Annotated in this window: 23 protein-coding genes; 14 read left to right on the top strand and 9 right to left on the bottom strand. The window is 63.7% G+C overall.

Annotated elements, in window-relative coordinates:
* Window positions 1–294: 294 nt before the first annotated feature.
* From cyoA to NCS28_RS24720, 8 genes are all read left to right on the top strand, one after another.
* Entirely contained in the window at window positions 295–1,182 is an 888-nt protein-coding gene (cyoA, locus tag NCS28_RS24755) for a ubiquinol oxidase subunit II (protein ID WP_250516413.1), read from the top strand.
* Between the two features lie 3 nt (window positions 1,183–1,185).
* Window positions 1,186–3,195 (top strand): cytochrome o ubiquinol oxidase subunit I, encoded by a 2,010-nt coding sequence (gene cyoB / locus NCS28_RS24750; RefSeq protein WP_250516412.1) that lies wholly within the window; start codon window positions 1,186–1,188, stop codon window positions 3,193–3,195.
* Window positions 3,196–3,804, top strand: coding sequence for a cytochrome o ubiquinol oxidase subunit III (gene cyoC / locus NCS28_RS24745; protein WP_250516411.1), 609 nt, complete (start codon window positions 3,196–3,198; stop codon window positions 3,802–3,804).
* The gene (gene cyoD / locus NCS28_RS24740; protein ID WP_250516410.1) at window positions 3,804–4,136 is read left to right on the top strand and encodes a cytochrome o ubiquinol oxidase subunit IV; all 333 of its coding nucleotides are present in this window, start codon (window positions 3,804–3,806) and stop codon (window positions 4,134–4,136) included. Before cyoC ends, cyoD begins: the two co-directional genes overlap by 1 nt.
* A gap of 189 nt (window positions 4,137–4,325) precedes the next feature.
* Window positions 4,326–4,853: a 2,4'-dihydroxyacetophenone dioxygenase family protein gene (locus NCS28_RS24735; protein ID WP_087124791.1), complete on the top strand. Its 528-nt coding sequence runs from the start codon at window positions 4,326–4,328 to the stop codon at window positions 4,851–4,853.
* Window positions 4,854–4,904: 51 nt separating this feature from the next.
* Entirely contained in the window at window positions 4,905–6,206 is a 1,302-nt protein-coding gene (locus NCS28_RS24730; RefSeq protein ID WP_250516409.1) for an MFS transporter, read from the top strand.
* An 11-nt stretch (window positions 6,207–6,217) separates the two neighbouring features.
* Complete coding sequence (locus NCS28_RS24725) at window positions 6,218–6,946, top strand: SDR family NAD(P)-dependent oxidoreductase (protein WP_250516408.1); 729 nt, start codon at window positions 6,218–6,220, stop codon at window positions 6,944–6,946.
* Window positions 6,947–6,956: 10 nt separating this feature from the next.
* Entirely contained in the window at window positions 6,957–7,754 is a 798-nt protein-coding gene (locus NCS28_RS24720; RefSeq protein WP_250516407.1) for an IclR family transcriptional regulator, read from the top strand.
* On the opposite strand, the gene NCS28_RS24715 is transcribed toward NCS28_RS24720, so the two are convergent.
* Window positions 7,751–9,205 (bottom strand): AarF/UbiB family protein, encoded by a 1,455-nt coding sequence (locus NCS28_RS24715; RefSeq protein WP_250516406.1) that lies wholly within the window; start codon window positions 9,203–9,205, stop codon window positions 7,751–7,753. The genes NCS28_RS24720 and NCS28_RS24715 overlap by 4 nt on opposite strands.
* Before the next feature lie 196 nt (window positions 9,206–9,401).
* Between NCS28_RS24715 and NCS28_RS24710 the strand changes: the two genes are divergently transcribed.
* The 3 genes from NCS28_RS24710 (at window position 9,402) to NCS28_RS24700 (ending at window position 11,383) form a co-directional block, all read left to right on the top strand.
* Window positions 9,402–10,337: a serine hydrolase domain-containing protein gene (locus tag NCS28_RS24710; protein WP_250516405.1), complete on the top strand. Its 936-nt coding sequence runs from the start codon at window positions 9,402–9,404 to the stop codon at window positions 10,335–10,337.
* 47 nt (window positions 10,338–10,384) lie between these two features.
* Window positions 10,385–10,741 (top strand): hypothetical protein, encoded by a 357-nt coding sequence (locus tag NCS28_RS24705; RefSeq protein ID WP_250516404.1) that lies wholly within the window; start codon window positions 10,385–10,387, stop codon window positions 10,739–10,741.
* Between the two features lie 231 nt (window positions 10,742–10,972).
* Window positions 10,973–11,383 carry a hypothetical protein gene (locus NCS28_RS24700; protein WP_250516403.1) on the top strand — a complete coding sequence of 137 codons (411 nt, stop codon included), beginning with the start codon at window positions 10,973–10,975 and terminating at the stop codon, window positions 11,381–11,383.
* Here NCS28_RS24700 and NCS28_RS24695 read toward each other — a convergent pair.
* A complete protein-coding gene (locus tag NCS28_RS24695) occupies window positions 11,359–11,826 on the bottom strand; it encodes a response regulator (RefSeq protein ID WP_250516402.1) in 468 nt (155 codons plus the stop codon). The two genes, NCS28_RS24700 and NCS28_RS24695, sit on opposite strands and share 25 nt — an antisense overlap.
* 217 nt (window positions 11,827–12,043) lie before the next feature.
* Here NCS28_RS24695 and NCS28_RS24690 point away from each other — a divergent pair, with 217 nt between their 5' ends.
* Window positions 12,044–12,283 carry a hypothetical protein gene (locus NCS28_RS24690; protein ID WP_250516401.1) on the top strand — a complete coding sequence of 80 codons (240 nt, stop codon included), beginning with the start codon at window positions 12,044–12,046 and terminating at the stop codon, window positions 12,281–12,283.
* On the opposite strand, the gene NCS28_RS24685 is transcribed toward NCS28_RS24690, so the two are convergent.
* The 3 genes from NCS28_RS24685 to NCS28_RS24675 are packed head-to-tail and all read right to left on the bottom strand — an operon-like array spanning window position 12,280 to window position 16,580.
* On the bottom strand, window positions 12,280–13,818 hold the full coding sequence (locus tag NCS28_RS24685; protein WP_250516400.1) for an efflux transporter outer membrane subunit: 1,539 nt from the start codon (window positions 13,816–13,818) through the stop codon (window positions 12,280–12,282). The genes NCS28_RS24690 and NCS28_RS24685 overlap by 4 nt on opposite strands.
* Window position 13,819: 1 nt before the next feature.
* A complete protein-coding gene (locus NCS28_RS24680; protein ID WP_250516399.1) occupies window positions 13,820–15,406 on the bottom strand; it encodes a DHA2 family efflux MFS transporter permease subunit in 1,587 nt (528 codons plus the stop codon).
* 4 nt (window positions 15,407–15,410) lie between these two features.
* Window positions 15,411–16,580 (bottom strand): HlyD family secretion protein, encoded by a 1,170-nt coding sequence (locus NCS28_RS24675; protein ID WP_250516398.1) that lies wholly within the window; start codon window positions 16,578–16,580, stop codon window positions 15,411–15,413.
* Between the two features lie 287 nt (window positions 16,581–16,867).
* Between NCS28_RS24675 and NCS28_RS24670 the strand changes: the two genes are divergently transcribed.
* Window positions 16,868–17,422, top strand: coding sequence for a universal stress protein (locus NCS28_RS24670; RefSeq protein WP_250516397.1), 555 nt, complete (start codon window positions 16,868–16,870; stop codon window positions 17,420–17,422).
* On the opposite strand, the gene NCS28_RS24665 is transcribed toward NCS28_RS24670, so the two are convergent.
* A complete protein-coding gene (locus NCS28_RS24665) occupies window positions 17,401–18,147 on the bottom strand; it encodes an IclR family transcriptional regulator (protein ID WP_250516396.1) in 747 nt (248 codons plus the stop codon). The two genes, NCS28_RS24670 and NCS28_RS24665, sit on opposite strands and share 22 nt — an antisense overlap.
* 122 nt (window positions 18,148–18,269) lie before the next feature.
* On the opposite strand from NCS28_RS24665, the gene NCS28_RS24660 reads away from it, so the two are divergent.
* Window positions 18,270–19,454: a fumarylacetoacetate hydrolase family protein gene (locus NCS28_RS24660; RefSeq protein WP_250516395.1), complete on the top strand. Its 1,185-nt coding sequence runs from the start codon at window positions 18,270–18,272 to the stop codon at window positions 19,452–19,454.
* Between the two features lie 432 nt (window positions 19,455–19,886).
* Here NCS28_RS24660 and NCS28_RS24655 read toward each other — a convergent pair whose 3' ends face one another.
* The 3 genes from NCS28_RS24655 to msrC all read right to left on the bottom strand — a co-directional run bounded on the left by NCS28_RS24655 (window position 19,887) and on the right by msrC (window position 21,846).
* Window positions 19,887–20,870 (bottom strand): substrate-binding domain-containing protein, encoded by a 984-nt coding sequence (locus NCS28_RS24655; RefSeq protein WP_250516394.1) that lies wholly within the window; start codon window positions 20,868–20,870, stop codon window positions 19,887–19,889.
* 69 nt (window positions 20,871–20,939) lie between these two features.
* Entirely contained in the window at window positions 20,940–21,338 is a 399-nt protein-coding gene (locus NCS28_RS24650; RefSeq protein ID WP_250516393.1) for a DUF302 domain-containing protein, read from the bottom strand.
* A 1-nt stretch (window position 21,339) separates the two neighbouring features.
* Window positions 21,340–21,846, bottom strand: coding sequence for a free L-methionine (R)-S-oxide reductase MsrC (gene msrC, locus NCS28_RS24645; RefSeq protein WP_250516392.1), 507 nt, complete (start codon window positions 21,844–21,846; stop codon window positions 21,340–21,342).
* Between the last annotated feature and the right edge of the window lie 8 nt (window positions 21,847–21,854).

Raw genomic sequence — 21,854 nt, 5'->3', positions numbered from 1 at the left:
TTCATCGACGCGATTCGATAATTTGATTCTTGCGACATGATTTGACGCGCGCCGAATCACGCTTTATGACACCCGCGGCGTCATCCATTCGTTGTAGACTCCCATACCCTTTCCGGATGACGCCGAAAGGCCCCGATCCTGCGCGACACCCTGTCGCATCGGCTTGATCTGAAACAATTTTCCAAACATTCGCGCCATCGCGAAAAATCGCGCGTGGCATGATCTTGACGCGGCGCAAAGCCGTGCAGTGGCGTTCTTCCCGGGACGCTTCGATCATAGAAACCAGCGAATGCAATGAATGAAAATACCCAACGTTTAGCAGTGCCATTGTTATCGGGGTTGATAGCCAGTGTCTGTCTTTCGGGATGCAAGCTGGAGGTGTTGGACTCGAAAGGCGTGATTGGTACAGCGGAATCTTCGCTGATCGCCACCGCGACTTACGCCATGCTTCTGGTCGTAGTTCCGGTGATTCTGCTCACCCTGTTCATCGCATGGCGCTATCGGGCGTCCAATAAAAACGCCACCTACGCGCCGAAGTGGGCGCACTCCACGGCCATCGAAGTCGTAGTCTGGGCCATCCCCGCGGTCATCATCCTGTACCTCGGCATGCTGACGTGGAGAACCACGCACGAGCTCGATCCGTACAAGCCGCTCGAAGTGCAGAACGTCAAGCCGATCAACGTCGAAGTCGTGGCGCTGGACTGGAAATGGCTGTTCATCTATCCGGATCTGGGCGTGGCGTCGGTGAACCAGCTAGCGTTTCCGGTGGGCACGCCGGTGAATTTCCGCATCACGTCGGACTCGGTGATGAACTCGTTCTTCATCCCGCAACTCGGCAGCCAGATCTACGCGATGGCCGGCATGCAGACGAAGCTGCACCTCATGGCCGATCACGCGGGCGACTACGTGGGCATTTCGGCGAACTACAGCGGCAAGGGCTTCTCCGACATGAAGTTCCGCGCACTGGCGATGTCCAACGCCGACTTCGACGCGTGGCTCAAGCAAGTCAAGAACGCGCCCGATGCATTGAGCATGGACGTCTACGCCGGCGTCGCGCGCCCGAGCGAGAAGGTCGCCGTGCGCTACTTCTCGACCGTCGATCCGAAGCTCTTCAGCAACATCGTCGCGAAGTACAACTACGGCAACTCGGTCGTAGGCGCAAATTGTGTAACAAAGGGGTAAGCCATGTTCGGCAAATTAACGCTTGAGGCGATCCCGTACCACGAGCCCATCATCATGGGGGCGACCGTCTTCATGGCGATCCTCGCACTCGGTACGGTCGCCCTTCTCACCAAACTCGGCAAATGGGGCTGGCTCTGGCGCGAGTATCTGACTTCGGTCGATCACAAGCGCATCGGCGTCATGTATCTCGTCGTCGCCGGGCTGATGCTCGTGCGCGGGTTCGCCGACGCGGTCATGATGCGCATTCAGCAGGCCATCGCGCTCGATGGGCCGGGCTATCTGCCGGCGCATCACTACGACCAGATTTTTTCGGCGCACGGCACCATCATGATTTTCTTCATGGCGATGGCGCTCCTGGTCGCTTTTTTCAACCTCGTCGTGCCCCTGCAGATCGGCGCGCGCGACGTGGCCTTCCCGTTCATCAACTCGCTCTCGTTCTGGATGACGGCCGTGGCCGCCATCCTGATCAACCTGTCGCTGTTCATCGGCGAGTTCTCGTCGACGGGCTGGCTCGCGTATCCGCCGCTTTCGGAGACGCAGTTCAATCCGGGCGTCGGGGTCGACTACTACATCTGGGCGTTGCAGTTGTCCGGCGTCGGCACGTTGCTGACCGCGGTGAACTTCTTCGTCACGATCGTGAAGATGCGCGCGCCCGGCATGACGTGGATGAAGATGCCCGTCTTCACGTGGACGGCGTTCTGCTCGAATGTGCTGATCATGGCCACGTTCCCGATCCTGACCGTGGCGCTCGCGCTGCTGGCGCTGGACCGCTACATGGGCATGCACTTCTTCACGAACGACGGCGGCGGCAACCCCATGGTCTACCTGAACCTGATTTGGGCCTGGGGTCACCCCGAGGTCTACATCCTGGTTCTGCCCGCATTCGGCATCTACTCGGAAGTGGTCGCGACGTTCTCGAAGAAACCGCTGTTCGGCTACAAGACGATGGTCTGGGCGACGTGCTGCATCATGGTGTTGTCGTTCCTCGTGTGGCTGCACCACTTCTTCACGATGGGCTCGGGCGCTAACGTCAATGCCTTCTTCGGCATCATGACGATGATCATCTCCATTCCCACCGGCGTGAAGATCTTCAACTGGCTCTTCACGATGTATCGCGGCCGCGTGCAGTTCACCACGCCGGTGCTGTGGACCATCGGCTTCATCATCACCTTCACGCTCGGCGGCATGACCGGCGTGATGCTGGCGATCCCGGGCGCGGACTTCGTGCTGCACAACTCGTTGTTCCTGATCGCGCACTTCCATAACGCGATCATCGGCGGCGTGGTGTTCGGTTACTTCGCGGGCGTGCAGTACTGGTGGCCGAAGGTGTTCGGCTTCAAGCTCGACGAAAAGCTGGGCCGCAACGCGTTCATCTGCTGGTTCGTGGGCTTCTTCGTCGCGTTCGTGCCGATCTACATCCTCGGCTTCATGGGTGCGACGCGCCGCCTGAATCACTACGACAACCCCGCATGGCAGCCGTTCTTCATCGCCGCTGCTGTCGGCGTGGGCATCATCGCGCTGGGCGTCGTGTTCCAGGTTCTGCAGATCGTCGTGAGCATCGTCCGCCGCAATCAGCCTGCATATCGCGACATCACCGGCGATCCGTGGAACGGCCGCACGCTCGAATGGACGATGAGCTCGCCGCCGCCCGTCTACAACTTCGCGAATATCCCGGCTGTGCGTGAACTCGACGATTTCGCCGACGCCAAGGAACACGGCCGCATCGATACGCGCCCGTTCGGCGACATCCACATGCCGTCGAATACGAGCGCGGGTCTCGTGATCGGTTTGTTCTCCCTCGCATTCGGCTTTGCCGCGATCTGGCACATCTGGTGGCTGGCGGTCGTGGGCCTCGTCGGCATCGCCGCGACGGTGATCGGCTACAGCTTCCGTGAGAACGCGGGCTTCATCATCCCGGCTGCGACCGTGAGGTCGACCGAAGAGCGCAATCGTCCGCCGAAGTCGCCTGTGAAGGCCGGCGCGGAGCGCGAACTCGAACTGGAGGCAATGTAAATGTCGCAATCGACACTTTCCGCGCAGCACGCGCATGGGCATGAGCACGAGCACCAGCCGCAATCGGTGTTCGGCTTCTGGGCCTATCTGATGACCGACTGCGTGCTGTTCGCGTCGCTTTTCGCGACCTTCGCGATGTTCGCGATGCAGACAGCAGGCGGCCCGACGGGCAAGGATCTTTTCAACCTGACGGACGTCGCGTACGAAACGGCGCTGCTTCTCACGAGCAGCCTGACCTTCGGTCTCGCGATGATCTCGGCGACTCGCCGGAAGTCGGGCGCGGCGCTCGCGTGGCTCTTCGTCACGTTCGTGCTGGGCGCGGGCTTCCTGTGGCTGGAAGTGCACGAGTTCGCGCATCTGATCGCCGAAGGCGCGGGCCCGCAACGCAGCGCGTTCTGGTCGTCGTTCTTCACGCTGGTCGGCACGCACGGCTTGCACGTCACCGTCGGCCTGATCTGGCTGGTCGTGCTCGCGGTGCAGATCGCGAGCAATCCGGAAATGAACGAGCGCGAACTGCGTCGCCTCGCCTGCCTTAGCCTCTTCTGGCACTTCCTCGACATCGTCTGGATCTGCGTGTTTTCCTTCGTCTATCTCGGGAGCGTCGTCTGATGGCACATGCTCATACCAACTCGGGCGATCTGCCGCACGTCACGGTGCGCGGGTATCTCATCGGCTTCGTGCTGGCCGTGGTGCTGACCGTGGCGTCGTTCTGGGCAGCAGCGTCGGGCGCATTCAAGGGCGAGAGCGCAATCGTCGCGCTCGCGGTGCTGGCCGCGGTGCAGGTCATCGTGCACGTGGTGTTCTTCCTGCACGTGAACGCGTCGAAGGGACAGCGCTGGCATGCGATGTCGTTTGCTTACACCATCCTCATGTCGTTGATTCTGATCGTCGGCACGGTTTGGGTGATGCATAACGTGCATATGCTGATGATGGCGCGATAAGCCGCTCAGCTTCACCGAGCGCAATCGAAAAGGCGGGCCCGTTCGCGGGTCCGCTTTTTTTTCGTCCGCGATCTGATCGTCTCCTGCAAGAATCGGCATCCGGTGAAGAATCTTGACAATTCGCTGAACCAAGCAGAATATTTGTCCATAATTTGAATGATATATCCACAATATGGACAAGGAGACGCGATGAGCGCGCCAAAACCCGCGGCGGACGCCATGACGCCGTATCAACTTCCCTTCCCGAAAGAAGCGCAAAAGGAAATCGTCGTTCCTTCCGCGATTCCCGCCGACGAGCGCGAATGGGTTCCGCAAGCCGAAAACGTCTGGTTCCGCCCGCTGTGCCTGAACGTATCGACGGGATACTGGATGAACCTTCTGCGCGTGCGAAAGTCCGGCGTGCTGTCGCGTCATCGTCATCCGCAGGCGGTTCACGGCATGGTGCTGAAAGGCCGCTGGCGCTATCTCGAGCATGACTGGGAAGCGACCGAAGGCAGCTACGTCTTCGAGCCGCCCGGCGAAACGCACACGCTCTACGTCCCGGAAGACGTGGAAGAAATGATCACCTACTTCCAGGTCAACGGCGTGATGTTCTATTGCGACCCGTACGGCAACTACACCGGCTACGAGGACGTATTCACCAAGGTCGACATGTGCCGCAAGCACTACGAGTCCGTCGGTCTCGGCGCGGATTTCGTCGATCAGTTCATTCGTTAATTTCCCAAACCACCTCTAGCAGACTCAAAAGAGCATTCGGAGGAGACAACCATGCTGGAAAAATCACCGCGCCTGAAGCGCGTTCAGGTCGTCGCGATCGCGTTTCTGATGCTCGCGGGCATCGTGAACTATCTCGATCGCAGCACGCTGTCGATCGCCAATCATTCCGTCACGCAGGAGCTCGGTCTCTCGGCGTCGCAGATGGGCCTGCTGCTCTCCGCGTTCTCGTTCGCGTATGCGTTTTCGCAGTTGCCTATCGGCGTGATGCTCGACCGCTTCGGCGCGCGCATCATGCTCGGCCTCGGCATGTTCGTGTGGTCGGTCGCACAGTTGTTCGGCGGGCTCGTGACCAACTTGCATCAGTTCCTCGCGGCGCGCATCGCGCTCGGCATCGGCGAGGCGCCGCAGTTTCCGGCGGGCGCGAAGGTCGTGTCGGAATGGTTCGCGCAACGCGAGCGCGGTAAGCCGACGGGCATCTTCGTCACGTCATCGACGATCGGACCCGCCCTCGCGCCGCCGATTCTCACCGTGCTCCTGCTGTCGTTCGGCTGGCGCAACATGTTCATCATCATGGGCGCGCTCGGCATTGCGGTGTCGATCGGCTGGTACATCGTCTATCGCAATCGCCGCGACGTGAAGCTGGAACCGCAGGAGCTCGCGCATCTGACCGAAGGCGAGCCGGCGCAGCGTGCGGAACGCAACATGACCTTCGCGGAATGGCGCGGCCTCTTCGGCAAGGCCACCACGTGGGGCATGATCTTCGGCTTCATGGGCGTGATCTACATGGTGTGGCTCTATCTGACGTGGCTACCCGCGTATCTCGAACACGAGCGTCATCTGACGATCGCGAAGACCGGCTGGATCGTGACGATTCCGTATCTCGCGGGCACGCTCGGCATGCTGTCGTCGGGATTTATCGCCGATGGTCTGATGGCGCGCGGCGTCGCTCCGATCCGCAGCCGCAAGTGGCCGATCTGCTCGGGCCTCATCGGCGGCGCACTCTTCACGGTGCCCGCCGCGTTCACCCCGAACCTCACGCTCGCGATCGTCTATCTCTCGGCCGCGATGTTCTTCGTCAACATGGCGAGCGGCGCGGCCTGGGCGCTCGTTTCGGTCGCAGCGCCGCGCCACATGGTTGCGTCGCTCGGCAGCATTCAGAACTTCGGCGGCTATTTCGGCGGCTCGTTCGCGCCGTTCATCACCGGTCTCGTGGTCGACAAGACGCACTCGTTCGTAAACGCGTTCCTGATCAGCGCGGGCGTCGCGTTCGCCGCCGCGCTCGTCTACATGTTCGTCGTGCGTGCGCCGATCGAGGACGTCGAGCAGCAGGCCGCGCCCGTTCCCGTCGTATGACTCTCACCGATATGACTTTTCAAGCTGATCTCTTCAAGGGCAAGACCGTCGTCGTCACGGGCGGCACGCAGGGCATCGGCGCGGGCATCGCGCAGCAGTTCGCGGCGCTCGGCGCGCGCGTCGTTGCAGCGGGTCTTGCGCCGACCGATGCCCAACGCGATGCCTTGGGCGGTAACGTCGAACTCGCCGCACTCGATGTCGCCGATGCCGGCAGCACCGCCGCGCTGTTCGCGACGCTCGACACGCTCGACGTGCTCGTCAATTGCGCCGGCATGATCCGTCGCGGCGACGAGCACGACATCGAAACGTTCGAGCGCGTGATCGCCGTGAATCTCAACGGCACGATGCGCATGTGTTCGGCCGCGCGCCCGCTGCTCGCGAAGAGCCACGGCTCGATCGTCAACACGGCGTCGATGCTGACGTTTTTCGGCGGCGGCCTCGTGCCCGCGTACAGCGCGAGCAAGGGCGGCGTCGCGCAACTGACGAAGTCGCTCGCGATCGCCTACGCCGCCGACGGCATTCGCGTGAACGCGGTCGCGCCCGGCTGGATCGCGACGCCGCTCACGCAAGCGTTGCAAGACGACGACGGCCGTTCGCAGGCGATCCTCGATCGCACGCCGATGAAGCGCTGGGGCTTGCCCGAAGACGTCGCGCGGGTGACGGCGTTTCTCGCGTCGCCGGCGGCGTCGTTCATGACGGGCGCGGTCGTGCCCGTCGATGGCGGCTATCTCGTGGCATGATTCGCGCATCATGCTTTCAGACACCACCTCCCTCGACGCCGCCAAAGCCACCGGCACCGCCGCCTTCTCGAAGTTCATGGCGGTGCTGCAGCTGATCGCCGATGCCGACGAGCCGCCGACCATCGCGCGTCTCACGTCGGCGAGCGGTTATCCGCGCCCGACGGTGTATCGCATCGTCGGCGCGTTGCTGGCGGAAGGGCTGGTCGTCGAGAACGCGCGCGGCGGGTGCTACGCGCTCGGCCCTCGGCTGATGTCGCTCGCGAGCCGAAGCTGGGAGCGCTCGGATTTGCGTATCGCCGCGGCCGATGCTTTGCAGGCGCTGCGCGACGCAACGCAGGAAACCGTGCATCTGGCGGTGCGCAGCGGCTCGGAGATGGTGTATGTCGAGAAGCTCGAAAGCCCGCACGCGGTGCGCATGGCCTCGCGCATCGGCACGCGGGTGACGCTTTATTCGAGTTCTGTCGGCAAGGCGTATTTGTCGACGCAAACGCCCGCCGAACGCGACGCGCTCCTGCAAGGCATCGCGTTCGCGCGCTTCACGCCGAACACGATTGTCGACCGCAAAGCGCTCGACGCCGAACTCGACGCGACGCAAACGCGCGGTTACGCCGAAGACCGCGAAGAAAACGAGGCGCAGATTTTTTGCTACGGCAGCGCGATCGTCGGCGCGAACGGCGCGACGCTCGGCTGTGTGAGCGTCAGCATTCCGCTGTTCCGAAAGAGCGCAACGCCGCTCGAAACCTACATCACGCCGCTGAAGGAAGCGTGCCGCGCGATCGCGGAGCGCATGAGCCCCGGCACGCGCTAACGAAACACCGTGCGCCGCGTGCGTTGCGCCGCCGCCGCACGATGCGCGATGAGCGACGGCAAACGCGGCAGCGTATGCGGCCAATGCGTCGCTTCATGCGCGAGGCGCGCCGCCAGATTCCTGCAACTAAACTGGTCCGCCGCGAGCCGCACGATAACTTTGCGTGCGATCTTCCATACATCGACGTTCGGCGCGATGTCCTGCGCGACGCGCTCGATCCTTTCCGCCGCTCTCGACAGCAGCATCGCCCGCGACGCGATGCGCCCGTGCGCCACGCTGAACATGTGCTCCGCGGGCGCCTTGCCGATTGCGCCGAACAGCGACGCGACGCCCGCGCTTCGCCTCGCATGCGGCGACGCGAAACGCTCCGCCTCACGCCGATACGTCGCTTCGACGCGCACCTCGTGATGCGTCGCGTTCGCCTCGGGCCGGCCGTGCTCGAGATGCACGCGGGCCGCCGCCTTGTGATCGCCGTCCATGAGCGCATGCGACACGCCGACGAGAAAATCGCGCTCATGAGCGGCGAAGATCATCATCGGGTTATCGGCTTCGAGCACGATCTGGCCGCGCGTGTCCGGCTCGATGCTCACGCGCGCGCCCGCCGCGTCCAGCCCCGCGTGATACAGCCCGACGCCGAGCGCCATTTCGAAAAATGCTTCGATGAGCGTCGCGAGGACATCGGCCTGATCGAGCCCGCATGATGCGAGCGCATCCGCATCCGACAGCGCCGCCGTTTCGATCGCGCGGGTGGTCAGCACGGCATCGTTGCAATAGTCCCAAAGCACTTCAGGCACGGCGAGGCGATCGTCGTCGCGCAGACGGAAGCGCAAGTAGCTCTGGTCGGCGGCGCGCTGACGCAAGTCGATCATCGCGTCGACGCTCTCGCGCGCGCGGCGCACCCACTCCACCGGATGCAAGTCGCGCGCCTTCGCCGAGCGCCGTTCCGCGAAACGCGCCGCCGCGAGCGCGAGATCCAGATCGTCTTCGAGTTCGGCATGGGCGTCCGCGCGCAGAAGCGTGACGCGCACGGGCAACGCGCCGATGCGCGCGACATGCGTCTGTTCCGCGACACCCGAGCGCAACGGCACGTCGCACAGCGCGGTGAGCTCGAAGGCGAGCGTAACGGGAAACGCCGCTTTGCAAGCCGCGCGAAAGCGAGCTGCATCGTAAGGCGTGAAAAGTCCGTCGAGTTCGGCAAGCGCGACGCGCACCGCCGTTTCCGCGAGCGCGGGATGACGCGCCAGTGCGCCGGATGCGTTTTCCAGCACGCGCGAAAGCTGAGAGAGCGCGGGCACGCCGGCTCCGAGCGGCGCGGCGCGCGCGCCATGCGACGCGAAAAAGCGCGCGACGTGTGTCATCGCCGCGCCGTCGTCGGCAAGATGCGTCTGATGGCTTTCGTGGACGAACGCCCGGCCAAGGCGCCAGAGCGTCGCGAGTCGTCGGACAAACAAATTCAGGCTCGCTGAAAGTGAGTTGAAACCGCTGGAAGACTGCAATGCCGTCGTGTCTGGCATCCGGATTGCTCAATGTGTAACACGATTCGGATAAAGCTGCATGACGATCGTATTTTGATTCGATATCCTTTATATTTTTCTCACGATGGTCAATCACGATTCATTGCAACGCGCGCTGACCGAGCAAAGCGGCGTGCGTAGTTTCATCGTCGCGCACGATGATCGCATCGTGTTCGAGCATTATCGGCAAGACGTTGCGCCCGACAGCCTGCAAGACATCAATTCTGTCACGAAGACGGTCGTCGGACTCGCGATCGGCGCGGCGCTGCATGAAGGCGTGTTGCCGCCGCTCGATACGCCCGTCAGCCGCATCTTGCCGTCGATGCGCGAGCCCGAGTTCGACAGCCGCGTACAGCGCATCACGCTGCGCCATCTGCTGACGATGACATCGGGCTTCGAATGGGATCAGAGCGTCATCGACGAATGCGTGCTCGGTCCATGCGATCGCTTTCGTCACGACGAGAGCCGTCTGCATTTCATTCTGTCGCGGCCGATCACGCAGCCCGGCGAGCGCTTCGAATACGACTCGCATGCGGTCCAGTTGCTGTCGCTCGTGATCGAATCGGTGACGGGACGCACGCTCGAACGCTATGCGCGCGACACGCTGTTCGCGCCGCTCGGCATCGCGACGAGCGAATGGATCAGCGACGAGGAAGGCCACACATTCGGCGGCCGCGGGCTCATGCTGCGCACGTCCGACATGATCAGCCTCGGCCTTCTGATGATGCATCGCGGCGTATGGCGCGGCACGCAGCTCATCGGCGAAACCTTCATCGACGAAGCCATGTCCGTGCAAAGCGCGGGTGGTCCACCGATGGACGACGCGCAATACGGCTATCTTTGCTGGATCGATCCGCGCTACGTCTTCGCGTCCGGACACGGCGAGCAGTTCATCTTCGTCGCGCCGCGCGAGCGGATCGTCGCCGCCACAACCTGCGATAGCCACGACGCGCCAACGGGCGTGCGCGACCTGTTCGTCCGCCACGTTCTGGACGCGCCGTTTCGATTTCCGCTCCAATCCATTGCGGATGCGGACCGCGCGCTTGAGAGGCGTTCCACCGATTCTTAATGCGCACTCGGCTTTGATGTCGACATCCACAAACAGCCGGGTGCGAAATGAAAGGCGTCCAGATCACTGTCGACACGCAGGGCAATACCGTCGTCTCCCATTCCATGCCGATCAGCGAGCACTGCAAGAGCCGCGCGCGCCTGCTTTCGTCGCTCGTGAACATGGTCGCCGCGCCGAGCGGATTCGAGCATTTCTCGACCTTCCCCGACACGATGAAGCGCGATATTCTCAGCCTCATGCACTCGATCGCGGAAGAGCAGCTTTCCGTCATCGAAGCGCTCGAGCAGCACACGGCGCAGTCGTTCTACGAGCGCGGCGCGAATGCCGCAGCCGAGCATTATCGGGCGAAGGAAGTGCCGGTAAGCATCGAAGAGCCGCAACATCTTGATTTCAAGCAGCACTAATCCCGCACGCATCATCAAATGAAAACGCTCCTGCATGCAAACGCAGGGGCGTTTCTGCTTTGCATCGCCATCAATCCTTGCGCCACTGTATCTTTTTGTCGATACAGAATTCAGATCAATCTGAATACGGTATCTTATAAATACGCGAAGACACCGCGTATCAAGATCAATACCGAGAATACTTCGACGCCCGTTGCAAGAAGACTCATAACGATAAATCCGAGAGGCGCCATGCAACACTATTCCGAGCCGCCGATGGCGAAAGCGATGTTCATCCTTGGCCAGATCGGCGCGATCATCTGTCACGAACGCGGGCCGCGCCCGCAAACAGCAGTGCTCACGAAGATGGCATCGCGGCCCGCCGAAGGCTTTTCGATCGCCGTCGCGAGAATGAACGAGATGTGTCCGCCGCGACGCGGACATCGCCGCGCGCTGCTGCAATGGAAGCACAAGGAGATCCGTCGTCTCAGCAGGATGCTGCCCGATCCGTTGCCGACGGCCGCATCCGCGCATACGCAGATGCCGTTCTGGGCCGGTTATTGCCAGTACTGGGAAGACATGCTGAAGGAGCACGCGCAGCGCGATATCGATCAGCTCGTGCCAAGGCTCGCCGACATTCAGCGCAAGCGCACCGATGCGTGATCGCTTTCGCCTTCCCGCGCCGAGAAATAGTCGCGCAGCAGCGCGATCATGCCGTCGATCTCCGTCGGCTTGACGAAGTAGCCGTTGAAGCCAGTGCGTTGCGCGCGCGTCAGGTCCTCCGGATCGGTGCAACTCGTATGCGCGATCAACAACATCGAAAGATCGATCGCGCGGATCGCTTCGGCCGCCTCCCAGCCGTCGCCGAGCGGCATCATCAGATCGAGCAGCACCACGCCCGGCCGCCACTTGCGCGCGAGCGACACCGCGTCGAGACCGGTGTGCACCGCGCGCACGGTGAACTCCGCGTCCTCGAGCGCAAGACAGATCGCGCGCGTCGCCTCCATGTCGTCATCGGCGATGAGCACGCGCGGCTCGACATAGCGCGTCGCGCGCGGCGGAATCTGCCACAGCGCTTGCGGAGGAACACGGTCGTGTCGTTGCATCGTTTGGGCCTCGGAATGAGCGAAGATGACAGCAACGATCATTCCCTCGCGAGCTTGCCGAAGTCATCGTGAGACGGCATGCGCCTCGCCGACGTTAAACTTCGGGAATACCCCGTGGCTGTCGCGGCGCGCAGATGCACGTGCGCCGTGCAGGATCTTCATCGCCGTGCATGGGCGTCGACGATGGTGCACACATCCCCAAACGAGAGGCTAAACGATGTTCGTCGTGTATTGGCTCGGCGGCAACCCTGATATCGACGGCGCGGCATGCTTCAAAAGGTTCGATGAACACGCGCTCGCCGACGCGCTTCGCTTCGCGGAAGACCTGCGCAAGCGCCAGGCCGACGGCGAGGACATCGGCTTCGTCACGCTGTGCAGTGAAAACCCGCATGCGGTCGGCAAGCCGGGCGTCGCCGATCCGCCCGCCGATTACGACTGGAAAAAACGCCGCCGTTAATTTTGCGCGGTGGCCGCTTCGCCGTCCTGCCATCCGCCGCCGAGCGACTTGTACACGGCGATGAGATCCGTCGTCACGTTGACCGTCGATTGCGCGAGCTGTTCGCGCGTCTGCGCAAGCTGGCGTTCGGCATCGAGCACGGTCACGAACGGCGTGAGTCCCTTGCGATAACTGTCCGTCGCGAGTTGCAGGCTGACGCGGTTCGCTTCGACAGTTCGCGTGAGCGCCGCGCGCCGATCCTGCTCCGTGCGATACGACACCAGCGCGTTATCGACTTCCTGCAGCGCATTGAGCACCGTTTGCCGATACTGCAACGCCGCTTGCCCCGCTTGCGCCTTCGCCACTCGCACGTTCGCACGCAGCGCGCCGCCCTCGAAGATCGGCAGCGAAATGCTCGGCCCGACCGACCAGAAAAGGCTCGACCAATGCGCGAGATAACGCGCCTTCGTCGCGCGCGTGCCCACTTGCCCAGTTAGTGAGATATCCGGATACATCTGCGCGACCGCGACGCCCACTTCCGCGGTCGCGGCATGCAGTTGCGCTTCGGCGCGACGAATATCCGGGCGCCGGCGCGCGAGCGTCGATGGCAAGCCGACCGGCACCGTCGGCGGCACGGGCGGCAACGCGCGCGCATCGGACAGTTCCGCGTCGAGCGTGCCCGGCGCGCCGCCGGTCAGCACGGCAAGACCGTTCATGGCCTGCGCGATTTGTGCGTCGAGCGTCGGGAGTTGCGCCTGCAACGATCCGACTTGCGCGCTTGCGCTTTGCACGTCCTGCTGGCTCGTCAGACCGACGCGCGCCTGTTCGCGCGTGAGGTCGAGAATCTGTTGCTCCGCGTCGATCTCGGCGAGCGTGATCTGCTTGATCGCCTGCGCGCCGCGCAACTGTGCGTACGTACGCGCCACTTCCGATTCGAGCGACACGAGCGCGTCGTTGCGGCTTTCGATCTCGGCCTGCGTCTGCGCATTCGCAGATTCGACCGAGCGCCGCACGCGACCGAAGAGATCGAGTTCCCACGATGCATCGAAGCCATCCTGAAAGAGCGTGACCGGGCCCGTCGCCGAGTCGATACCTTGCCGTATCTGCGCACCGTTTGCGCCGAGGCTATCGATCCGGTCGTACACGCCTTCCGATTCGAGCAGCCCTTTCACGCCCAATTGCTGACGCATCACGCTCGCGCTCGCGCTCACCTGCGGCAAGCCCTGCGCCGCCGCCGACACGCTTTCTTCGCGCGCCGCCGCGATGCGCAGCACGGCGCTCTGCAAGTCGAGATTGCCCGCGACCGCGCGTTCGATCAGCGAATCCAGCATCGGATCGTCGAACTGCTTCCACCAGCGCGGATCGGGATCGGCCGATGTCTGCGCCGTCGACGGCGCATCCGCACGCGGCACGCGCGGATCGTCGGGCGCGTTCAGCGCGCGCTGCGTGTCGCTCCAGTCGGCCGGGACATCGGCTTTCGGCGGCGCGTAGTCGGGGCCGACGGCGCATGCGCTCAACGCGAGCGCGAGCATCGGCAGACAGTGACGTGGCTTCATCTCAATGCCCTCCCGCCTGGCCCGACGCCTTCACGGGCGAAAAGAAGAACGTCAGCGGAATGAACAGGAACGCGAAGATCGCGCACGCGGCGAACACGTCGAGATACGCGAGGATCGTCGCTTGCGACACGAGCGTCTTGTACATCTGGCCGGTCGCCGCAGACATGGCCTGCGTCATCGTCTGGCCGGAGTCCACGAGCGTGCGCGCGATGCGCTGCACCGTGTCGTTGTATGGCTGATTGAGCGGCGTCAGATGCTCGACCATATGCGCCATGTTCGCCTGCGTGCGCTCGCGGATCATCGCGGTGGCGAGCGATATGCCGATCGAACCGGCGACATTGCGGAACATTGTGAAGAGCGCGGAAGCGTCGTTGTTCATCGACTTCGGCAAGGACAGATACGCGAGCGTCGTCACCGGCACGAACAGAAAGCCGATGCCGATGGACTGCGCGCTGCGCATCTTCGTCAGCGTCACATAGTCGATGTTGGGCACGAGATGATGCGAATACAGCAACGCGCATCCCATCAGGAAGAAGCCGAACGCAACGAGAAAGCGCGTCTGGATCACGTTCATCAACTTGCTGACGATGGGAATCAAAAACACGATGCAGATCGCGCCGGGCGACAGCACGAGACCCGCGAGCGTCGCGGTGTAGCCGAGTTGCTGTTGCGCGAGTTGCGGTATCAGCACGGCGCTCCCGTAAAGCACCGACGCGAAGCCGACGATCGCCGCCGAGCCGAGCGCGAAATTGCGGTCCTTCAGCACGCGCAGATCGACCACCGGTTTCTTCGCGTACAACAACCAGAACGTCGCGCCGACTATGCCCACCGCCGCGAGCACCGCGAACGTCACGATGAAGTTCGACGAGAACCAGTCGTCGTCCTCGCCGCGATCGAGAAACACTTGCAGACAGCCGAGCCCGAGCGCGATCAGCCCGATGCCGACCACGTCGATGCCCACTTTCTTCGGATCCTGCCGCTTTTCCCACGGCGGATCTTCGACGAACTGCATCACCGCGATGGTCGTCAGCACGCCCACAGGCACGTTGATGAGAAAGACCCAGCGCCACGTGAAGTTGTCGGTGATCCAGCCGCCGAGCGTCGGGCCGAGCACGGGCGCGACGACGATCGCGACCGCCGAAATCGAAAACGCGCGGCCGCGCTGCTCGGGCGGAAAGGTGTCGAGAATGATCGACTGCTGGCTCGGTTGCAGGCCGCCGCCGAAGAAGCCCTGCAGGATGCGGAAGATGATGAGTTGCCCGAGATTCGTCGCGATACCGCACATGAACGAGCACACCGTGAAGGCCGCGATGCAGATCAGGAAGTAACGCTTGCGTCCGAGAATTTTCGAGAAGTAGGCGGAAAGCGGCAGCACGATGCCGTTCGCGACGAGATAGGACGTGAGCGTCCACGTCGCTTCGTCGTAGCTCGCGGACATGGTGCCGGAGATGTGCGGCAGCGCGACGTTCACGATGGTCGTGTCGAGCACTTCCATGAACGCCGCGAGCGTTACGACCACGGCGATGAGCCACGGATTCGCGCTCGGCTTCCAGCCGCTGTGGTCGTGTTGCGCGGTCGTATCGCTCATGGTTTCAATGCCGCAGCATGACGGTCGGCACAACGGACAACCCGAGCGGCAGCGACGTCCCCGGCTTCAGTCCATCGTCGATGAGAATCTTCACCGGCACGCGCTGCACGATCTTCACGAAGTTGCCCGTCGCGTTTTCGGCGGGGAACGCGGAGAAGCGCGAGCCGCTGCCGAGTTGCACGCTGTCGACATGACCGTGCAGCTTCATCGCGGGATAGGCGTCGACGTCGATATCGACCTTGTCGCCCGGCTGCATGCGATCCAGTTGCGATTCCTTGAAGTTGGCCGTGACCCATACGCGCGTCGTGACGAGCGTGAGAATCGACGTGCCCGCCTGCAGGAACGTGCCGTATTGCACGTTGCGCTTGGTGATCCAGCCATCCGCGGGCGCGCGCAGTTCCGTGTACGAGAGGTTCAGTTGCGCGGCCTCGACCTGCGCCTGCGCCTGACGCACTTGCTGACGCCGCTCCTCGACCGCCGCCACGACCTGCGCGATCTGCTGCGGCACGAGGCTCGCGGTGCGAACCTGCGCGCGCGCTTGCGCGACGTTCGCCTGCGCGCTCTTTTGCTGCGCCGTCGCGGTGTCGATGTTCTGTTGCGAGGTCGCGCGAATATCGACGGAATGCTGCCGTTCGTACGCCGCGCTCGCCTGCACGAGATTGGCGCGCGCAGTGAGTTCCTGCGCCTGAGCCTGCGCGAGCTGCGCGGGATACTGCACGCGCGCGACTTCGAGCTGCGTTTCCGACGCATGCAGTTGCGCCTGCGCGAGCCCGAGTTGCGCGTTCGCCTGATCGAGTTGTGCCTGATAATCGCGCGGATCGATCTTGATGAGCAGATCGCCCTGATGCACGAAGCGGTTGTCGTCGATGTTCATCGTCACGACATAGCCCGACACCTTCGGCGCGATCGTGACGGCGTCGCCGTCGGTGTAGGCGTCGTCGGTGCTGACCTGATTGCGCGTCATGAACCACCAGACGAACGCACCGATCGCAAGTACGACGACCACGATGCCGAGAATGATCAGCGGCTTTTTTCCGGGCTTCTTGGCGGGCTTCTTTTCATCGTCGCCGTCGTCTTTCTTTCTATCGTCTTTGTCGCTCGCATCGTCGTGCGAGGACGCGCGCTCGCGTTCTCGCGCGTCGTCTTGCTTGTCGGAGTCGTCTCGGTCTGACATCGCCGCTCACTTTCGGATGGATCCCGGACGGACGCCGGGCGGAACCGCAGGCTGAACTTGCGTGATTGCATTCGAGCGCTCTCGGCAAGCAAACAGCGTTCCCCACGCAGCGCGATGCCGCTGAAACCGAACGTGTGTGCGGGCTGGCATGAAAGCGCAACATCGCACGCCGATGCCGGTCGGCACGATTGTTAAGTTCCTTTGTAAAAGATGCAGGCTCGCGCTCATTCGCGGCTAACTTTGCGCGCCGATCATCCGGTCTGAGCGATACACACCGGAGAGCCATCATGTACAAGCACATTCTCGTCGCGGTCGGCACGAGCCTCAGCGAAAGCGCCCTGACCACCGCCATCACGCGCGCCCGCGCCTGCAACGCGCGGCTCACGGCGCTGCATATCGTCGATCAGATGCCGTGGTGGGCCATCGTCACCGCCGACAGCAGTCCGGGCGACACGCTCCACGTCATCGACGATCACGCGCGCGCCGTGACACGCTACGCGGCGCGGCTGATCGACAGCGCGGGCATCGACGGCATCGCGCGCAGCATCACGCAGCCGCTCGACGGCACGAGCGTCGGCGAGCTGATCGCGAACGAGGCTAAGGCGGCGGGCGCGGATCTCATCGTGCTCGGCGGCGAGGCGGACACCGGCTGGCGTCACGGCGAAGCGCGTCTGCGCGACGTGGTCTGCTCACATGCGCGCTGCGACGTGCTGATCGCGGCGCATGTGCCGGCTTCTTCGCCCGCGCATAAGGGAATGGAGTCGGTCGAAACGCGCTTCGCTGCTTCGGCGGGCCGCATGGACGCTCGCGCGTCGTATCGTCAGAGCGCGCCGCGCAAGTGAGCCGCGAGTTGCACGATGCCGATCGAGATCTGCTTCTCACGTTTCGGATCGAGCCGGCCGATCGGCACGCTCGTCGATACCGCGACGCGCTTGCCCGCCGGCGTCATCCCGACATACGCCGCGAAACACGCAAGTCCTTCCGCCACTTCCTCGCGCTCGACCGCAAGCCCGCTCGCGCGGATCGACGCGAGTTCGCGCAACAACGCCGCGCGCCGCGTGATGGTGCGCGGCGTCACCGCTTCGAGACGCTCGGGCAGGCGCTCGATCACGGTTTCATCGGCCATTCCCGCCAGCAGCGCCTTGCCGAGCGCGCAGCAATGCGCGGGCAGACGCGAGCCGAGATCGGACACGAGCCGCACAGGACGATGCGCGTCCTCCCGAGCGATATAGACGACCTGCACGCCGTCGAGCACCGCGAGCTGCACGACCTCGTTGTGCTTATTGATGAACGCGCCCGCGCCCTCGCGAAACGCGGCCTGCAGCTTGTCGTGGCGCACGTACGCGTTGCCGAGCTCGAACAGACCGACGCCGACCATGTAGCCGTCGTCGTGTTTTTCGATCCATTGCATGCGCGCGAGCGTTTCGAGCATCAGATAAAGCGTGCTGCGCGACAGGCCGGTCTCTTCGGCGAGCGACGCGGCGCGCACCGGTTTCGCGGCGGCGGCGAGGACTTCGAGAATGTCGCTCGCGCGGCGCAGCGCGGGGACGTCGTAGGCTTTTTCCATGTGCGGGTTCGGGCATTGCGAGCAGCCATATTCCAACAGGTTGGATAATTAATCAACCCGATGGACACGGTCACGCACGCGGGCTAGGATCGGCTTTCCTTTCCCGCCCGTCATCCGCAGCCATGCAAACCGTCAACGTCTCCTCCTTTCTGCCCGAAGATTTCGCCGATGCCGTGCTGATCGGCCGCGTCTGGCGTCCCGCGCCCGTGAACGGTCCTGCCGTCGTCGCGGTGCGCCGTGGCGAAGTGTTCGACATTACGCGCGCCGCGCCGACGACCGCCGATCTCTTCGACGACGCCAATGCGCTCGACTTCGCCCGCAACGCCGCAGGCGAACATCTCGGCAACGTGCAGGACTTGCTGCAAGCGACGCTCGATGGTTCCTCCGACGGCCCGCGCCTGCTCGCGCCCTGCGACGTGCAAGCCGTGAAGGCGTGCGGCGTCACGTTCGCGGTGAGCCTGCTGGAACGCGTGATCGAGGAGCAGGCCGGCGGCGACGCGAGCCGCGCGCAGGAAGTGCGCGACACGATCAACAAGCTGATCGGGGCGGATCTGTCGAAGATCAAGCCGGGTTCCGAGAGCGCGGCCAAGCTGAAGGCCGAACTGGAGCGTCGCGGCGCGTGGTCGCAATACATGGAAGTCGGCATCGGGCCGGACGCGGAGGTGTTCTCGAAGTCGCAGCCCATGTCGTCGGTGGGATTCGGCGCGGACGTCGGCCTGTATCCGACATCGCAATGGAACAACCCGGAGCCGGAGATCGTGCTCGCGGTGAATGCGCGCGGCGAGATCGTCGGCGCGACGCTCGGCAACGACGTGAATCTGCGCGATATCGAAGGCCGCAGCGCGCTGTTGCTCGGCAAGGCGAAGGACAACAACGCGTCGTGCGCGATCGGTCCGTTCGTACGGCTGTTCGATGAGCGCTTCACGCTGGATTCGGTGCGCGCGTCGAGCCTGTCGCTGCGCATCGAAGGCGCGGACGACGGCTTCGTGCTCGAAGGCGTGAGCCACATGAGCGAAATCAGCCGCGATCCGGCCGATCTCGTCACGCAGACGCACGGCGCGCATCATCAGTATCCGGACGGCTTCATGCTGTTCCTCGGCACGATGTTCTCGCCGATCAAGGATCGCGATACCGAGGGCGGCGGGTTCACCCATCATCTCGGCGATGTCGTGACGATCTCGACGCCGAGCCTCGGCGCGCTGGTCAATACGGTGAGATTGTCGACGGAGATCGAGCCGTGGACGTTCGGCGTGCGCGCGTTGTATCGGAGTCTCGCGGCGCGGGGGTTGTTGGCGAAGGCGGGGTGAGTGCGTCAGGGGCGCTGGCTCCTGGTTGCGCGCGCTGCTTCGATTAGCTTGAGTCCGCGATATCCGGCTCGGCGTCGTGAGCGAAACGCAGAACAGGCGCGGCGAACCGTGAGATACAAATCGTATTGCGCGCGTAAAAGCTGAAAAAGCCCTCGCGCACTCGAATCGTGATTGCGGTTATTCACGCATCGTAGTCCGCCCCGGAAACAGCCTCGAAGCGAATGGCCTCTCTGTGCGCGGACCGCACGTAGAGCGGCACGACGTCTGTGGGAATGGCTTTCCACGCCTTTTGTGGCTGCTTGAACTGACGGTGATGATGAGCGTCTCGTGTAATCGTGCAACGGTCTCGTCCGAATTCGCACTTTGTGTTCGACGAGACTATGCGAACTCAACCAGACGGCCTACGCGACTTCTCTCGAACCTGCGATCGCCTCACGACGCCCCGAACCGAAACCCCTTCGCCTGCCCCTTCGTCACCAGCTGAACCGGCGTTTCCATATACGGCGACAAATCCCTTTGCCGCCGCTTTTCGAGCAGCGCCTTCACCGCGACATCCACGCCGAACACCGCCTGCCGCGCGGCGAACTGCTCGACCGTCGCCAGGAGGCGGCCGTCGTCGAGCATCGGTTGCACGGCATCGATGTTGTTGTAGCCCGTCACCAGCACGCGGCCCTTTTTGCCGGCGATGCGGATCGCATCGATCGCGCCCATCGCGATATTGTCGTTCGCGCAGAGCAGGCCCCGCACGTCCGGATGCGCGTAGAGCATCTGCAACGCGATCGTCTTGCCGCTCGTCACGGTCCAGTCGCCGCTGTCCGACCCGGCGATGCGCATGCCCGCCGCGCTCATCGCCTCCTTGAAGCCGAGCGTGCGCTGCTGCGCGTTGAGATCGTTCGGCGGCCCCTCGATGACGCCGACCTCGTCGCCCGCCTTCAGCTTCGAGCCGAGATACGCGCCGACGAGCTTCGCGCCGCGCCGGCTGTCCGGTCCGACGAACGGAATCGTGACGTTCGCCGCGTCCTGCGCGGCCTCGTCGAATGGATTGTCGATCGCAATCACGACGATGCCAGCCGCGATGGCCTTCGCGGCCACGTGCACGAGCGCCTTCGAGTCCGCGGGCGCGATGACGATCGCGTTGACCTTCGCCTCGATGAACGTTTCGACGATGTGAATCTGCCCGGCGACGTCGTTGTCGGTTAACGTGCCGTTGGTCGCGAGATCGAGTTGCGACGCGTAGTGCCGCTGGTAGTTGCGCGCGCCTTCGATCATCGACACGACGAACGGATCGTTCAGCGACTTCATGACGAGCGCGACGGTGACCTTGTCGGATGCCGCGCGCACGTCGCGCGCGCGCACCAACGCGCACGCGCTCAGCGCGCAAGCGGCAAGCAGGCGTCGGCGGACAAGGCTCGTCATGGAGTATCGAGACGGATGAAAACGTCTCATTGTAGACGCAGGCGTCCGGCCGCCGAGGACGCCAAATTGTCAGCGCGCCGCCGCTTCCACGAGCGCGGCCACGCCGCTGACGGGCTTCATCGCGCCGGCGTCGAGTCCGTGGCGGGCGCGCAGATACTCCGTCGCGTTATAGGAAAGCCACGCGCGGCCGTCCGCGTCTTCCCATGAGAGCACCTTGAGCGGCAGATCGAGCGCGGCGGTCGGCACGGCCTGCATAAGCGGCGTGCCCGCCTGCGGATTGCCGAACACGAGCAACTGGCTCGGCGGCATCGTGAGCCCGGCGCGCGCGGCGTCGCCGCTGAAGTCGATGCGCGCGAAGAGCATCAGCCCGCGCGCGCGGACCAACGCTTCGAGCTTGTCGGCGGTCGCGATGGCGCCGTGTGCGCTCGCAATCGTGACGACGCCGTTGTCGATCGGCCCGCTCGACATATCAGCGCTCCGTCCGCTTGCCCCACGCGAGCGCGACGAACGCCGTGCAGAGCGCTTCCATGCCGAGCGCGTCTTCGTCGTCGAAGCGGTTGGGCACGGGGCTATCGACATCCCATACGCCGATCAGCGCGCCATCGCTCGCGACGAGCGGCACGACGATCTCGGAGCGCGACGCCGAATCGCACGCGATATGGCCGGGAAACGCATGCACATCCGGCACGACCTGCGTGCGCCGTTCGCGCGCCGCCGTGCCGCAGACGCCGCGTCCGAGCGCAATGCGCACGCACGCCGGCTTGCCCTGAAACGGTCCGACGACGAGTTCGGTGCCATCGAAGAGATAGAAGCCGGCCCAGTTCAGATCGGGCAGCGTGTGATAGACGAGCGATGAAAAATTCGCCGCATTGGCGATGAGGTCGGTTTCATCGGCGATGAGCGCGCGGGCTTGCTGCAGCAGATCGTCGTATTGCGCGGCCTTGCCGGCGTGCGTGGCTTGGGAAATCTGGAACATGAAAAGGC

The organism is Caballeronia sp. INDeC2 (genome assembly GCF_023631325.1).
GTDB lineage: Bacteria > Pseudomonadota > Gammaproteobacteria > Burkholderiales > Burkholderiaceae > Caballeronia.
This window is presented reverse-complemented; position numbering and strand designations above follow the sequence as displayed.

Excerpts from the sequence above, each read along its gene's own strand:
- cyoA (WP_250516413.1), top strand. The coding sequence starts at position 295 with ATGAATGAAAATACCCAACGTTTAGCAGTGCCATTGTTATCGGGGTTG.
- cyoB (WP_250516412.1), top strand. The coding sequence starts at position 1,186 with ATGTTCGGCAAATTAACGCTTGAGGCGATCCCGTACCACGAGCCCATC.
- cyoC (WP_250516411.1), top strand. The coding sequence starts at position 3,196 with ATGTCGCAATCGACACTTTCCGCGCAGCACGCGCATGGGCATGAGCAC.
- cyoD (WP_250516410.1), top strand. The coding sequence starts at position 3,804 with ATGGCACATGCTCATACCAACTCGGGCGATCTGCCGCACGTCACGGTG.
- NCS28_RS24735 (WP_087124791.1), top strand. The coding sequence starts at position 4,326 with ATGAGCGCGCCAAAACCCGCGGCGGACGCCATGACGCCGTATCAACTT.
- NCS28_RS24730 (WP_250516409.1), top strand. The coding sequence starts at position 4,905 with ATGCTGGAAAAATCACCGCGCCTGAAGCGCGTTCAGGTCGTCGCGATC.
- NCS28_RS24725 (WP_250516408.1), top strand. The coding sequence starts at position 6,218 with ATGACTTTTCAAGCTGATCTCTTCAAGGGCAAGACCGTCGTCGTCACG.
- NCS28_RS24720 (WP_250516407.1), top strand. The coding sequence starts at position 6,957 with ATGCTTTCAGACACCACCTCCCTCGACGCCGCCAAAGCCACCGGCACC.
- NCS28_RS24705 (WP_250516404.1), top strand. The coding sequence starts at position 10,385 with ATGAAAGGCGTCCAGATCACTGTCGACACGCAGGGCAATACCGTCGTC.
- NCS28_RS24700 (WP_250516403.1), top strand. The coding sequence starts at position 10,973 with ATGCAACACTATTCCGAGCCGCCGATGGCGAAAGCGATGTTCATCCTT.
- NCS28_RS24695 (WP_250516402.1), bottom strand. The coding sequence starts at position 11,826 with ATGCAACGACACGACCGTGTTCCTCCGCAAGCGCTGTGGCAGATTCCG.
- NCS28_RS24690 (WP_250516401.1), top strand. The coding sequence starts at position 12,044 with ATGTTCGTCGTGTATTGGCTCGGCGGCAACCCTGATATCGACGGCGCG.
- NCS28_RS24685 (WP_250516400.1), bottom strand. The coding sequence starts at position 13,818 with ATGAAGCCACGTCACTGTCTGCCGATGCTCGCGCTCGCGTTGAGCGCA.
- NCS28_RS24680 (WP_250516399.1), bottom strand. The coding sequence starts at position 15,406 with ATGAGCGATACGACCGCGCAACACGACCACAGCGGCTGGAAGCCGAGC.
- NCS28_RS24675 (WP_250516398.1), bottom strand. The coding sequence starts at position 16,580 with ATGTCAGACCGAGACGACTCCGACAAGCAAGACGACGCGCGAGAACGC.
- NCS28_RS24670 (WP_250516397.1), top strand. The coding sequence starts at position 16,868 with ATGTACAAGCACATTCTCGTCGCGGTCGGCACGAGCCTCAGCGAAAGC.
- NCS28_RS24665 (WP_250516396.1), bottom strand. The coding sequence starts at position 18,147 with ATGGAAAAAGCCTACGACGTCCCCGCGCTGCGCCGCGCGAGCGACATT.
- NCS28_RS24660 (WP_250516395.1), top strand. The coding sequence starts at position 18,270 with ATGCAAACCGTCAACGTCTCCTCCTTTCTGCCCGAAGATTTCGCCGAT.
- NCS28_RS24655 (WP_250516394.1), bottom strand. The coding sequence starts at position 20,870 with ATGACGAGCCTTGTCCGCCGACGCCTGCTTGCCGCTTGCGCGCTGAGC.
- NCS28_RS24650 (WP_250516393.1), bottom strand. The coding sequence starts at position 21,338 with ATGTCGAGCGGGCCGATCGACAACGGCGTCGTCACGATTGCGAGCGCA.
- msrC (WP_250516392.1), bottom strand. The coding sequence starts at position 21,846 with ATGTTCCAGATTTCCCAAGCCACGCACGCCGGCAAGGCCGCGCAATAC.